Below are 13,074 nucleotides of genomic sequence, written 5' to 3' on the forward strand. Positions count from 1 at the left end.
GCCATTCACCGATATGCAGCAGGGGTACACGTGATTTATGCTGCAAAAACGATAACTGATGATGCGTCATCTCGTATCGACGTATAGGTTTGGGTAATATGTGCCAAAATTTGCCGAGTCTGGAGAATTGCAATGCGTGGTGATTTTTACAAACAGTTAAACAACGACCTGGAGACCGCACGCGCGGAAGGGTTGTTCAAAGAAGAACGTATTATCACATCTGCGCAGCAGGCGGACATCACCGTCGCTGATGGCAACAAAGTGATCAACTTTTGCGCGAACAACTACTTAGGTCTTGCGAATCACCCTGAGCTGATTGCCGCTGCCAAAAACGGCATGGACACCCACGGTTTTGGTATGGCCTCCGTGCGTTTCATCTGCGGCACCCAGGATAGCCACAAACAGCTTGAGAGCAAGCTGGCGGCGTTTCTCGGAATGGAAGATGCGATTCTCTACTCTTCCTGCTTCGACGCCAACGGCGGTCTGTTCGAGACCCTGCTGGGCGCGGAAGACGCAATTATCTCTGATGCCCTGAACCATGCCTCGATCATCGACGGCGTGCGTCTGTGTAAAGCGAAGCGTTTCCGCTACGCCAACAACGATATGCAGGAGCTGGAAGCGCGTCTGAAAGAGGCGCGCGAAGCGGGTGCTCGTCACGTGCTGATCGCCACCGACGGCGTGTTCTCTATGGACGGCGTGATCGCCAACCTGAAAGGCGTGTGCGACCTGGCTGACAAATACGATGCGCTGGTGATGGTCGATGACTCACACGCCGTCGGTTTTGTCGGTGAGAACGGTCGCGGTTCCCACGAATATTGCGACGTGATGGGCCGCGTGGACATCATCACCGGTACGCTTGGCAAAGCGCTCGGCGGCGCATCCGGTGGCTATACCGCGGCGCGCAAGGAAGTGGTCGAATGGCTGCGTCAGCGCTCCCGTCCGTATCTGTTCTCTAACTCTCTGGCCCCGGCGATTGTCTCTGCCTCCATCAAAGTGCTGGAGATGGTGGAGTCGGGTGCTGAGCTGCGCGATCGCCTGTGGTCCAACGCCCGTCTGTTCCGTGAAAAAATGACCGCAGCAGGCTTTACGCTGGCCGGGGCCGATCACGCGATTATCCCGGTGATGCTGGGCGACGCGGTGGTGGCGCAAAACTTTGCCCGCGAGCTGCAAAAAGAGGGGATTTACGTCACCGGGTTCTTCTTCCCGGTGGTGCCAAAAGGTCAGGCGCGTATTCGCACCCAGATGTCTGCGGCGCATTCGCCTGAACAAATTGAGCGTGCGGTGGCAGCCTTTACCCGCATCGGCAAACAACTGGGCGTGATTGCCTGAGGACGTGTGATGAAAGCGTTATCCAAACTGAAAGCGGAAGAAGGGATTTGGATGACCGACGTGCCGGAGCCGGAAGTCGGTCATAACGATCTGCTGATCAAAATTCGTAAAACCGCGATTTGCGGCACGGACGTTCACATCTACAACTGGGATCAGTGGTCGCAAAAAACCATTCCGGTTCCGATGGTTGTCGGCCATGAATACGTCGGCGAAGTGGTCGGTATCGGCCAGGAAGTGAAGGGCTTTAAGATCGGCGATCGTGTCTCTGGTGAAGGGCATATCACCTGCGGTCACTGCCGCAACTGTCGCGGCGGTCGCACGCACCTGTGTCGCAACACCGTGGGCGTGGGCGTGAACCGTCCGGGCTGTTTCGCCGAGTATCTGGTGATCCCGGCGTTCAACGCCTTTAAAATCCCGGACAATATCTCTGACGATCTGGCGTCTATCTTCGACCCGTTCGGTAACGCGGTGCACACGGCGCTGTCGTTCGACCTGGTCGGCGAAGACGTGCTGGTCTCCGGCGCGGGCCCAATCGGCATCATGGCTGCGGCGGTGGCAAAACACGTGGGGGCGCGCAACGTCGTGATCACCGACGTGAACGAATACCGTCTGTCTCTGGCGCGTAAAATGGGCGTGACCCGTGCGGTGGATGTCTCGAAAGAGAACCTGAGCGACGTGATGAACGAACTCGGTATGACCGAAGGTTTTGACGTGGGCCTGGAAATGTCCGGCGCGCCGCCTGCGTTCCGTACCATGCTCGACACCATGAACCACGGTGGCCGCATCGCCATGCTGGGTATTCCGCCGTCGGATATGTCCATCGACTGGAACAAAGTCATCTTTAAGGGCTTGTTCATCAAAGGCATTTATGGCCGTGAGATGTTTGAAACCTGGTACAAAATGGCAGCGCTGATCCAGTCCGGTCTGGACCTGACGCCGATCATCACCCACCATTTCGGCATTGATGATTTCCAGAAAGGCTTCGACGCGATGCGCTCGGGCCAGTCAGGGAAAGTGATCCTGAGCTGGGATTAACAGTCAAAGCGCCTGCGGGCGCTTTTTTTCGTTTCTTTCACACTTCTGGCATCCGCAATCGGATTATTTCGATTTTTACTTCGCTTTTTTACCCACACGCTTATAAAGTCTGTTTAAGTTTCGTTTACTTTTACAGCGCCTATGTTCAAGCTTACCGTTTGTTTATTGACCTGTAACTCCGCACGTCTGCTGCGTGAAGTGCTTCCGCCGCTTCTCGCGGTGGCGGATGAATTCGTCGTGGTGGATTCCGGAAGCACGGATGCCACACTCAATATCTGCCGGGAATACGGCCTCTCTCCTCACTATCACCCGTATGCGATGCATGGCGCGCAGATGAATCATGCGATTGATCTGGCGAGCAACGACTGGGTGCTGTGTATGGACAGCGATGAGATCCTCGACGCTGAAACGGTCGATTTTATTCTGGCGCTCAAAGCGAGCGAAGAGCCTGCGGCAAACCAGGCCTGGCGTATTGCGCGCTACTGGCATGTGCTGGGTGAAGAAGTCCGGACCCTCTATCCCATTTCATCCCCGGATTTCCCGGTGCGTCTGTTTAATCGCACTCACGCCCGGTTTAATCACCGCCCGGTGGATGACAAAGTGGAGGGCGCGCTTCAGGCGATCAAAATGCCAGGGCGTGTTCGCCACGACACCTTCTACAATCTTCATGAAGTCTTTAATAAGCTGAACAGCTACACGTCACGGCTGGTGAAATACCAGAACGTGCGGCCTTCGATTGGGCGCGGAATCATCAGCGGTATCGGCGCGTTCTTCAAATGGTATCTTTTCAGCGGTGCCTGGCGACAGGGGAAAGTGGGGGTGGTGACGGGACTGTATGCCACGTCCTATAGCTTCCTGAAGTATTTCAAAGCCTGGTATCAGCATCAGGATAAAAAAGAGTCCGCGGCAAAAAAATCAGCGGACTCTCATCTCACTGAATAAACCCTGATTTCCTGAGAGACTTCGACGCGATGCGCTCGAGCTAGTCTGGGAAAGTAATCCTGAGCAGGGATTCATTTTATACTGGCAATAGCCAACACAGTGCTAATACTATTTAGGCTATTTAACCTGATAGGTTATATTTTATTCAGCGAATTTTCTTTCAAACTAATTTACCGACATACCTTCTCTCTGAATTATATCTCCTTATTTATATGTTTAGTCGATGCTGGCGCATTGAACATTTGATCATTAATGATAACCTCATGAAAAATCATAATATAAACTCAGGTGATTATGTCGATTCTGTTTTCTAATAAGGCTGTTGAAAGTAGTTCAAGATTAACAACCAGCAATTTATTGATTGCCTCAGTGCTTATAATATTTTGTGTTAATGTTTTAAATGCAAAGAGTCACACCGCGGTTAACAGAACCTTGATATTTTTATTGATTATGCTGACATTAAAGTGCATTGATAATAAAACTATCAGAAATATATTGGCAGTTGTTGCATTAATTCCTGTCGCCGTAGATGTCAGCCTTCAATTATACGCGTGGAAAAATTTCAATTCAGCATTTAGCTATGGTTTTGCAATGAGCGTGCTTCATACCACGCCTGAAGAGGCAAGCTCGATGCTAGGTCTTTACTGGCGCGACTGCCTCGTTTTTATGGCGCTTAGCACCCTGTTTATTTACACTGCTAATTCAGGTTTGTATCCTATTAAATGGAGTCTTCGCCGCTGGCCAGTTGTTATATTAAGTCTTACGTTGTTTGGGTTTTTTGCACAAGCCTACTTACATCAAATCAGAAGAAGCAATGTAGAAAGTCTGGCGCAACGCTTTATTCAAGTTACCCCTGTTAGTACTGCGAAAGTATTTATGCAAGGTATAGATGATATTTCGGTTGTCGCAAACATTGGTAACAACATCCCTAATTATAAACTCAATCTATCCCTAACGGGTATCGACAACTATATGCTTATTATTGGTGAATCAGAACGCACGGCTAATATGAGTATCTATGGTTATCAGAGAAACACGACTCCTGAGCTCATTGAGCAGCAGCAACAAAAAAAGCTTCTTATATTTACCCATGCCATATCCCCTGCGCCTGTCACAATCATGGCTGTGCCATTAGCCATAACTGCCGATTCAGTCAATGCTCGGGACTCACGGAACTATGGGGATAATATAATCAATATTGCGAATAAAGCCGGGTACGAAACTTATTGGTTTAGCCGTCAGGGTAAAGGTGGTGCACATAACAATATTATTACCGGGATTGCAATGAATGCAACAAAGTCAAAATGGGTAGATCAGGGTAATGACGAAGAGTTGTTACCGCTCCTGGACGAAGCGCTGAGTAAACCAGGGAAAAAATTTATTGTATTACATCTATACGGTAGTCATGAACCGGCATGCCAACGTTTTCCTGTGAGTAATACAGTATTTTCAGGTGGAAGCGAAGCAGATGATTGCTATGATAATTCTGTGCGTTATACCGATACCTTAATGGGTAAAGTATTTCGTACTCTGGAAAATACGCGATCTTCTGTTATGTATTTTTCCGATCACGGCCTGATACGAGATCCCCATCGAGCGGTGGTATATTCGCATGGTAATGTAAACCCGCCGAAAGAGGCTTTGCATGTCCCTGTATTCATTTGGTATAGCCATCCTGATAATACAGAAGATAAAATGATCGGTACTTATAATACAGTCTGGTCAACGGATGATATTAATACGCTTACCGAGCTATGGCTAGGAATACATCGGCAAGGAATGCCGGTAAAAACAGTGTATTCCTGGTTATCCGGATATGATAAAACAGTCTCGATTATGGACACTACGGGCAAGCTCTATGAGTGGAGTAATATTCATTAATGTAGATAAGCTGTATTTAGTGTGTTTTTAATTATCAGAACAGAGGAGTGGTCATCAGATTAAAAAATTAATGTTATGTCGACAATCTACGTTAGGATCCCTGGTGGCACATCTAAGTTAAACTGAAATAATAAGCCACTCACTCATTGAAAGTGGCTTATTACCTTTACGCTTTCTTACCCCAGCCCTGCCACTGGTGCTGGAAGTAAGTCACCAGCGAGCTTTGGCTGACGCTCTCACCAATCACCGTGAAGAATCGGGTTGCGTAGACCGGCTCAGGCGGTTGTTTCGGTCTGCAAATCTGCACGCCGCGGAACGGATTTTTCGGCTCCGTGCGCGGGTTGCTGCCTGGCGGCGTGGAGTTGTCTGGTCGTGAGGTGTCCACCTGCGGCTCGTTCAGGAGATCGCTCGGGCGCACCAGCGTGATGTCCGGAGGCAGTGTCGGCAGCATCTGCTGCAATACGCGGACCGTTGACGGATGCGGGTGCCCAATGGCGATCGCCGAACCGGTACGCTGAGCAAGTTTCACAGCGCGGTTAAACTGGAAACGGATATCGGCTTCATTCTGCGTGTCATCGAGGAACACTTTGCGCTTAATCACCTTCACGCCAGTGCCCTGTGCGGCGCGCATCGACTGGCTGTTGCCGATGGTCATACTGTCGAGGAAGTAGAGATTGTAGCGCTCCAGCGCCTGCATCACTTTCTGCATCCCGAACAGGCTGGAGGTCATCGCGCTGCCCATATGGTTGTTCAGCCCGACCGCAAACGGCACTTTGCCATAGGCGTCGCGGATGATGCGCTCGATCTCGTCGCTGCTCATGTCCGGGCGCAGGGTGTCTTTTTCCAGAGGCTGTTTGCTCAGGGGAGCCATCGGCAGGTGGATGAGGACTTCATGCCCGCTGTTGTGGGCTTTGGTCGCCATTTCACGCGCGTGTGGAGCGTTAGGTAAGACGGCGACGGAGATGGCCGACGGCATCGCCAGCACCTGATTTTCGTTGTGCGGACGATAGCCAAAGTCATCAATGACGATCGCTAATTTGCCTGCGTAAACCGGTGAAGCCAGCGCCAGTGCACTGACGACGGAGAGAACAAGACGACGAAATTGAAGCAAAACTTATCTTCCCAACCACGGCTGTGGATTGACCGCCTGACCCTGGCGACGAATTTCGAAATAGAGTGACGGGCGGCCCTGACCGCCACTACTGCCCACAAGGGCGATAGGTTGTCCTGCGCGGACCTGTGTACCGACGCTGACCAGCGCGCTTTGGTTGTAGCCGTAAAGACTCATGTCGCCTTTCCCGTGCTCAACCACCACCACCAAGCCATAACCCTGCAGCCAGTCGGCGAGGATCACGCGGCCATCGGCGATCGCTTTGACTTCGCTGCCTTCCGACGCGCCAATCACGATACCCTTCCAACGTAGCTCACCCTGCAACTGTTCGCCATAGCGATGCAAGATTGAGCCGCGAACCGGCCAGAAGGCTTGTCCGCGTGGCGCACCCAAACCGCCGGTACGTGAGATGAGCGAACGCTCGCTTTCTGTCGGTTTATAGGTTGAGCCTTTACGGGAGGCTTCCTGCTGACGGTCTTTCACGGCCTGCGCGTCGCGCGCCTCTTTTTCGGCACGCGCTTTGGCGGCCGCTTCGGCGCGGGCAATAGAGTTGCGTAGTTTGGATTCGTTGGCGCGCATTTCGCCCAGCTGTGTCTGGCCTTCCTGAATGGAAGACTCCAGCCCGGAGAGGGTTTTCTTACGTTCGTTCCGCGCCTGTTCCAGCTTCGCCTGCTGGGCCTGCTGATCGTAAAGCAGAGTTTGCTGCTGGCTCTGTTTCTCTTCCAGCTCGGCTTTCTGCGAAGTGACCTCTTCCCGCGTCTGTTTGAGCTGCGCGATGGTCTCCTGGCGAGCCTGGTTCAGATAGCCAAAATAGGCCTGCAGGCGCTGTCCGCGCTGGCTCTGTTCACCGCTGAGGATCAGCTGAATGCCCGTATGCTCACCCTGACGAAACGCAGCGTCGAGCTGTGCCGCAAGATTGCGTTCCTGGCTGGCTCGCTGGAGCTCCAGTTTGGCAATCGACGCGTTCATTTCATCGATTTGCTTATTCAGCACGGCGAGGGTGTTCTGGGTTTCGCGCAGTTTGCGCGCGGCGGCGGAGATCGCCTCTTCCTGCTGCTTTAACTGTGCGAGCAGAGAGGAGCGTTGTTGTTGCTGTTGGCGTACCGCGCGCTCTTTGGCGGCGATATCGGCCTGAATCGATTTGAGCTGATCGCGATCGTCAGCGTGGGCGGATGCGGCGCACAGCAATACGCCAGCGCTGAGTGCGCTGGCGTAAAGCAGAGGCCTGACTGATAACCGTAACGGTTTCACGACCCATGTGATTGAAAAAATCGCCTTTCCCCTCATGGGGAGGGATTATTCCACGATGAACAGCGGCTTGCCAGTCATCTCTTGCGGGATTTCCATGCCCATCAGCGTCAACATGGTCGGCGCGATGTCGGAAAGCTTGCCGCCTTCCACTGCTTTCAGAGATTTCTCACCCACGTAGATCAGCGGAACCGGCAGGTTGGTGTGCGCTGTGTGCGCCTGGCCGGTAGACGGATCGCGCATCTGTTCTGCGTTGCCGTGGTCAGCCGTAATCAGCAGCTGGCCGCCGACTTCTTCTACCGCTTTGGTCACTTCATCAACGCAGTGATCCAGGGCTTCAACCGCCTTCACCGCCGCTTCCATCACGCCCGTATGACCGACCATGTCGCCGTTCGGGTAGTTACAGATGATGGTGTCGTACTTGCCGCTCTTGATCGCCGCGACCAGTTTTTCAGTCAGCTCAGCGGAGCTCATTTCCGGCTGCAGATCGTAGGTCGCCACTTTCGGGGAGTTGATCAGAATGCGATCTTCGCCTTTGAACGGCTCTTCTACGCCACCGTTGAAGAAGAAGGTCACGTGCGCATATTTCTCGGTTTCGGAGATACGCAGCTGAGTTTTATCGTTCTTCGCCATCCATTCGCCGAAGGTGTTGGCGAGCGATGCTGGTGGATACGCGCAAGGCACTTTGATGTCTGCGGCGTATTCGGTCAGCATGATGAAGTCGAGGTTCACAACTTTCTTACGGGCGAAACCGTCGAAATCGCTGTTCACAAAAGCGCGGGTAATTTCACGAGCACGGTCAGCGCGGAAGTTCATGAAGATCAGCGCATCGCCATCTTCCATCGCGGCGTCGGCCTGGCCTTCAGCGCGGATCACGGTCGCTTTCACGAATTCGTCGTTTTCGTCGCGCGCGTAAGCGGCTTCCAGGCCTTCAACAGCGGTATCAAACTGGAATTCGCCTTTCGCCTGAGTCATCAGGTCGTAAGCTTGTTCAACGCGATCCCAACGGTTGTCGCGGTCCATGGCGAAGTAGCGGCCAATGATGGACGCCACGCGGCCTTTGCCCAGTTCAGCAAATTTATCTTCGAAAGTTTGCAGGGAAGATTTCGCGCTGCGCGGCGGAGTGTCGCGACCGTCGAGGAAAGCGTGCAGATAGATTTTTTCTGCGCCGCGCTCGGCTGCCATCTCAACCATCGCCAGGATGTGATCTTCGTGGCTGTGAACGCCACCGGCAGAGAGCAGACCCATGATGTGAACGGCTTTACCGGCTTTCACCGCTTTATCCACCGCGCCAGTCAGCGTTGGGTTGGTGAAGAAAGTCCGTTCTTTAATTTCAACGTCCAGACGGGTCAGGTCCTGATAAACGATACGACCCGCGCCCAGGTTGACGTGTCCAACTTCGGAGTTGCCCATCTGACGGTCTGGCAGGCCCACTTCCAGGCCTGAAGCGTCAATCAGGGTATGCGGACGTTTTGCCCACAGCGCATCCATGACCGGGGTTTTAGCGTTGAAAATGGCGTTATCCTGGCTGTCTTCGCGATAGCCATAACCATCCAGAATCACCAGTACCATAGGTTTTTTAGAGACCGACATTGCGACATCCTCATGCTCAAGAGACAAAAAATTTGCCTGATTTTACTACAGCTGAATCGATAAAGTAGCCACAGAAGATCAAAGAAAGCGCTGGCACAGGCAGCGGCTATCCTCATTTTGACGCTTTTTTTTCGTGGCATGCCGCAGAAAATGGATTAGCTTATTCTCGCTGGCTGTATTTGCCACAACGCACAGGTATACTCCTGTCCTGGTTTTTTTAATCACTACGTCGGGAGTTGTTACCCCCCATGCAAGAAATTATGCAATTTGTTAGCCGCCACCCAGTACTGAGTATCGCGTGGATTGGTTTACTGGCCGCTGTGCTGTTCACTACGTTTAAAGGTCTTACGTCTAAAGTTAAGGTCATTACGCGTGGCGAAGCAACGCGCCTCATCAACAAAGAAGACGCGGTCGTTGTGGATCTGCGCCAACGTGATGATTTCCGTAAAGGTCACATTGCCGGTTCTATTAACCTGCTGCCGACAGAAATCAAAGCCAACAATCTTGGCGAGCTGGAAAAGCATAAAGACAAACCGATTATCGTCGTCGACGGTACCGGGATGCAGGCTCAGGACCCAGCAAGCGCACTCACCAAAGCCGGCTTCGATAAAGTCTTCGTGCTGAAAGACGGCGTCTCTGGCTGGAGCGGTGAAAACCTGCCTTTAGTTCGCGGTAAATAAGAGGAACGACGTGATGGCCAATATTGAAATCTACACCAAAGCGACCTGCCCGTTTTGCCATCGTGCAAAAGCGCTGCTGAACAGCAAAGGGGTAACTTTCCAGGAACTGCCCATTGATGGTGATGCGGCAAAACGTGAAGAGATGATCAAACGTAGTGGCCGCACGACGGTTCCGCAGATTTTTATTGATGCGCAGCACATTGGCGGCTGTGATGACTTGTATGCGCTGGATGCAAGCGGCGGGCTCGATCCCCTGCTGTGATAGCGTTTTAGGACAATTAAAAAGGGTATTTCCATGTCAGAACAAAACAACAACGAAATGAGTTTCCAGATCCAGCGCATCTACACCAAAGATGTCTCTTTTGAAGCTCCAAATGCGCCGCACGTTTTCCAGAAAGATTGGCAGCCAGAGGTTAAACTTGATCTGGATACCGCATCTACTCAACTGGCAGATGACGTGTATGAAGTTGTGCTGCGTGTGACCGTTACCGCTGCGCTGGGCGAAGAGACTGCATTCCTGTGCGAAGTACAGCAGGGCGGTATCTTCTCCGTGGGCGGTATCGAAGGTAATCAGCTGGCGCATTGCCTGGGTGCATACTGCCCGAACATCCTGTTCCCGTATGCTCGCGAATGCATCACCAGCCTGGTCTCCCGCGGTACATTCCCGCAGCTGAACCTTGCGCCAGTGAACTTCGATGCGCTGTTCATGAACTATCTGCAGCAGCAAGCTGGCGAAGGTACTGACCAACATCAGGATGCCTGATGAGTACAGTTAATGCGTCAATGACTGTGATCGGTGCCGGCTCGTACGGCACCGCTCTTGCCATCACTCTGGCGAGAAATGGTCACGAAGTGGTTCTCTGGGGCCACGATCCCAAACATATCGCGACGTTGCAACACGACCGCTGCAACGTGGCGTTTCTCCCTGACGTGCCTTTCCCTGATTCGCTGCATCTCGAAAGCGATCTCGCGACCGCACTGGCCGCCAGCCGCAACATTCTGGTGGTGGTGCCGAGCCATGTCTTTGGCCAGGTGCTGCATCAGATTAAAGCGCTGATGCGCCCCGATGCGCGCATTGTGTGGGCCACGAAAGGTCTCGAAGCGGAAACCGGGCGTCTCTTGCAGGATGTCGCGCGAGAAATCCTTGGGGATGACATTCCGCTTGCGGTGATTTCCGGGCCGACGTTCGCCAAAGAGCTGGCCGCAGGCCTGCCGACGGCGATCTCCCTGGCCTCCATCGATCAAACCTTCTCTGACGATCTTCAGCACTTGCTGCACTGCGGTAAGAGCTTCCGTGTCTACAGCAACCCTGATTTCATCGGCGTGCAGCTGGGCGGCGCGGTGAAAAACGTCATCGCGATTGGTGCCGGGATGTCCGACGGTATCGGTTTTGGCGCGAACGCGCGTACGGCGCTGATCACTCGCGGATTGACCGAAATGTCTCGTCTCGGGACCGCGCTGGGTGCCGATCCTGCCACCTTTATGGGCATGGCCGGTTTAGGCGATCTGGTGCTGACCTGTACCGACAACCAGTCTCGTAACCGCCGTTTCGGCATGATGCTCGGACAGGGCATGGATGTGATCGGTGCGCAGGAGAAGATTGGCCAGGTGGTTGAAGGCTACCGCAATACCAAAGAAGTTCGGGAATTGGCGCACCGATTTGGTGTCGAAATGCCAATAACCGAGGAAATTTATCAGGTATTGTATTGCGGAAAAAATGCGCGCGAGGCAGCATTAACCCTGTTAGGTCGCTCACGCAAGGACGAGCGCAGCAGTAACTAATCGCAGGGAATCTTAGTCACCTGAATGACCCGGCTGGCGCAGAACTGGCCGGTCATTATGATACCGCCTGGAGTAAGCAATGCCGTGTGAAGAACTGGATATCGTCTGGAACAATATTAAAGCCGAAGCCCGGGCTTTGGCCGACTGCGAGCCGATGCTTGCCAGTTTCTACCACGCGACGCTACTCAAGCATGAAAACCTCGGCAGCGCCCTGAGCTATATGCTCGCCAACAAACTGGCTTCCTCCATCATGCCCGCCATTGCCATTCGCGAAGTGGTGGAAGAGGCGTATGCCGCCGATCCTGAAATGATTGCCTCCGCTGCCTGTGATATTCAGGCGGTGCGTACGCGTGACCCGGCAGTCGATAAATATTCCACGCCGCTGCTGTATCTGAAAGGCTTCCACGCTTTGCAGGCCTACCGCATCGGCCACTGGCTGTGGAACGAGGGCCGCCGCGCGCTGGCCATCTTCCTGCAAAACCAGGTTTCCGTGACCTTCCAGGTCGATATCCACCCGGCGGCGAAAATTGGCCGTGGGATCATGCTCGACCACGCCACGGGCATTGTGGTTGGGGAGACGGCGGTCATTGAAGATGACGTCTCTATCCTGCAATCCGTGACCCTTGGCGGTACAGGTAAAACCAGCGGCGATCGTCACCCGAAAATCCGTGAAGGGGTGATGATTGGCGCGGGGGCGAAGATTCTCGGTAATATCGAAGTGGGGCGTGGCGCGAAGATTGGCGCGGGTTCCGTCGTGTTGCAGCCCGTTCCGCCGCATACCACCGCTGCTGGCGTACCGGCGCGTATCGTTGGCAAGCCAGAGAGCGATAAACCAGCGATGGATATGGATCAGCATTTCAACGGTATTCACCATACCTTTGAGTATGGTGACGGGATTTAACACCCCGCCCGGTGGCGCAAGCCCGTAGGTCGGGTAAGCGAAGCGCCACCCGACACTATCAGCTCCGCAATACCGCGCCGGCATACCCCAGCTGGCGCCAGGCCTCATACACCACCACCGACACCGCGTTCGACAGGTTCATGCTCCGGCTGTCTGGCATCATCGGAATACGGATTTTTTGCTCGGCGGGCAGGGCGTCAAGAATGGTGGCAGGCAGGCCGCGCGTCTCAGGGCCAAACATCAGATAATCCCCTTCCTGATAGCTCACCGCGCTGTGCGCTGGCGTACCTTTGGTCGTCAGGGCAAACATGCGCTGCGGCTTTTCTGCTTCCATAAACGCGGCATAATCATGATGACGCATCACGGCGGTGAATTCGTGATAATCCAGCCCGGCGCGGCGCAGACGTTTGTCATCCCACGCGAAACCCATTGGCTCGATGATGTGCAGACGAAAACCGGTGTTAGCGCACAGGCGGATGATATTCCCGGTATTCGGCGGGATTTCTGGTTCGAATAATACGATGTTAAGCATGCAGCCCCCTTAAAATGCGGGGGCAGGATAGCAGATATTT

13 protein-coding genes are annotated in these 13,074 nt (G+C 53.4%); 9 read left to right on the forward strand and 4 right to left on the reverse strand.

The window, feature by feature from the left end:
- Positions 1-132: 132 nt before the first annotated feature.
- The 4 genes from kbl (at position 133) to AC3WS9_RS00685 (ending at position 5,187) form a co-directional block, all read left to right on the forward strand.
- Positions 133-1,329 (forward strand): glycine C-acetyltransferase, encoded by a 1,197-nt coding sequence (kbl, locus tag AC3WS9_RS00670; protein WP_492486171.1) that lies wholly within the window; start codon positions 133-135, stop codon positions 1,327-1,329.
- A gap of 9 nt (positions 1,330-1,338) precedes the next feature.
- Complete coding sequence (gene tdh / locus AC3WS9_RS00675; protein WP_282492038.1) at positions 1,339-2,364, forward strand: L-threonine 3-dehydrogenase; 1,026 nt, start codon at positions 1,339-1,341, stop codon at positions 2,362-2,364.
- 141 nt (positions 2,365-2,505) lie between these two features.
- Positions 2,506-3,306, forward strand: coding sequence for a glycosyltransferase family 2 protein (locus tag AC3WS9_RS00680; protein ID WP_492486174.1), 801 nt, complete (start codon positions 2,506-2,508; stop codon positions 3,304-3,306).
- Between the two features lie 294 nt (positions 3,307-3,600).
- Positions 3,601-5,187: a phosphoethanolamine transferase gene (locus AC3WS9_RS00685; protein WP_492486176.1), complete on the forward strand. Its 1,587-nt coding sequence runs from the start codon at positions 3,601-3,603 to the stop codon at positions 5,185-5,187.
- A gap of 166 nt (positions 5,188-5,353) precedes the next feature.
- Here AC3WS9_RS00685 and AC3WS9_RS00690 read toward each other — a convergent pair whose 3' ends face one another.
- From AC3WS9_RS00690 to gpmM, 3 genes are read right to left on the reverse strand one after another with little or no spacing between them, the layout of a single operon-like run.
- Positions 5,354-6,298 carry a divergent polysaccharide deacetylase family protein gene (locus tag AC3WS9_RS00690; RefSeq protein WP_492486178.1) on the reverse strand — a complete coding sequence of 315 codons (945 nt, stop codon included), beginning with the start codon at positions 6,296-6,298 and terminating at the stop codon, positions 5,354-5,356.
- Between the two features lie 3 nt (positions 6,299-6,301).
- The gene (gene envC / locus AC3WS9_RS00695; RefSeq protein ID WP_492490292.1) at positions 6,302-7,561 is read right to left on the reverse strand and encodes a murein hydrolase activator EnvC; all 1,260 of its coding nucleotides are present in this window, start codon (positions 7,559-7,561) and stop codon (positions 6,302-6,304) included.
- A gap of 33 nt (positions 7,562-7,594) precedes the next feature.
- The gene (gpmM, locus tag AC3WS9_RS00700) at positions 7,595-9,139 is read right to left on the reverse strand and encodes a 2,3-bisphosphoglycerate-independent phosphoglycerate mutase (RefSeq protein WP_282492033.1); all 1,545 of its coding nucleotides are present in this window, start codon (positions 9,137-9,139) and stop codon (positions 7,595-7,597) included.
- Positions 9,140-9,387: 248 nt separating this feature from the next.
- Between gpmM and AC3WS9_RS00705 the strand changes: the two genes are divergently transcribed.
- The 5 genes from AC3WS9_RS00705 to cysE all read left to right on the forward strand — a co-directional run bounded on the left by AC3WS9_RS00705 (position 9,388) and on the right by cysE (position 12,502).
- Positions 9,388-9,819 carry a rhodanese-like domain-containing protein gene (locus AC3WS9_RS00705; protein WP_095280187.1) on the forward strand — a complete coding sequence of 144 codons (432 nt, stop codon included), beginning with the start codon at positions 9,388-9,390 and terminating at the stop codon, positions 9,817-9,819.
- A gap of 13 nt (positions 9,820-9,832) precedes the next feature.
- Entirely contained in the window at positions 9,833-10,081 is a 249-nt protein-coding gene (gene grxC / locus AC3WS9_RS00710; protein WP_095280188.1) for a glutaredoxin 3, read from the forward strand.
- 33 nt (positions 10,082-10,114) lie between these two features.
- On the forward strand, positions 10,115-10,582 hold the full coding sequence (gene secB / locus AC3WS9_RS00715; protein WP_095280190.1) for a protein-export chaperone SecB: 468 nt from the start codon (positions 10,115-10,117) through the stop codon (positions 10,580-10,582).
- Positions 10,582-11,601, forward strand: a complete 1,020-nt coding sequence (gpsA, locus tag AC3WS9_RS00720) for an NAD(P)H-dependent glycerol-3-phosphate dehydrogenase (RefSeq protein WP_492486180.1) — start codon at positions 10,582-10,584, stop codon at positions 11,599-11,601. Before secB ends, gpsA begins: the two co-directional genes overlap by 1 nt.
- 79 nt (positions 11,602-11,680) lie before the next feature.
- Entirely contained in the window at positions 11,681-12,502 is an 822-nt protein-coding gene (gene cysE / locus AC3WS9_RS00725) for a serine O-acetyltransferase (RefSeq protein ID WP_059180464.1), read from the forward strand.
- Between the two features lie 58 nt (positions 12,503-12,560).
- Here the strand turns inward: cysE and trmL are convergent, their stop codons facing one another.
- The gene (trmL, locus tag AC3WS9_RS00730) at positions 12,561-13,034 is read right to left on the reverse strand and encodes a tRNA (uridine(34)/cytosine(34)/5-carboxymethylaminomethyluridine(34)-2'-O)-methyltransferase TrmL (protein ID WP_282492032.1); all 474 of its coding nucleotides are present in this window, start codon (positions 13,032-13,034) and stop codon (positions 12,561-12,563) included.
- Between the last annotated feature and the right edge of the window lie 40 nt (positions 13,035-13,074).

Source organism: Lelliottia sp. EB106-05-01-XG201 (assembly GCF_058791735.1).

Bases quoted from the DNA above. Each gene is read 5' to 3' on its own strand.
- kbl (WP_492486171.1), top strand. From the start codon at position 133: ATGCGTGGTGATTTTTACAAACAGTTAAACAACGACCTGGAGACCGCA.
- tdh (WP_282492038.1), top strand. From the start codon at position 1,339: ATGAAAGCGTTATCCAAACTGAAAGCGGAAGAAGGGATTTGGATGACC.
- AC3WS9_RS00680 (WP_492486174.1), top strand. From the start codon at position 2,506: ATGTTCAAGCTTACCGTTTGTTTATTGACCTGTAACTCCGCACGTCTG.
- AC3WS9_RS00685 (WP_492486176.1), top strand. From the start codon at position 3,601: ATGTCGATTCTGTTTTCTAATAAGGCTGTTGAAAGTAGTTCAAGATTA.
- gpmM (WP_282492033.1), bottom strand. From the start codon at position 9,139: ATGTCGGTCTCTAAAAAACCTATGGTACTGGTGATTCTGGATGGTTAT.
- AC3WS9_RS00705 (WP_095280187.1), top strand. From the start codon at position 9,388: ATGCAAGAAATTATGCAATTTGTTAGCCGCCACCCAGTACTGAGTATC.
- grxC (WP_095280188.1), top strand. From the start codon at position 9,833: ATGGCCAATATTGAAATCTACACCAAAGCGACCTGCCCGTTTTGCCAT.
- secB (WP_095280190.1), top strand. From the start codon at position 10,115: ATGTCAGAACAAAACAACAACGAAATGAGTTTCCAGATCCAGCGCATC.
- gpsA (WP_492486180.1), top strand. From the start codon at position 10,582: ATGAGTACAGTTAATGCGTCAATGACTGTGATCGGTGCCGGCTCGTAC.
- cysE (WP_059180464.1), top strand. From the start codon at position 11,681: ATGCCGTGTGAAGAACTGGATATCGTCTGGAACAATATTAAAGCCGAA.
- trmL (WP_282492032.1), bottom strand. From the start codon at position 13,034: ATGCTTAACATCGTATTATTCGAACCAGAAATCCCGCCGAATACCGGG.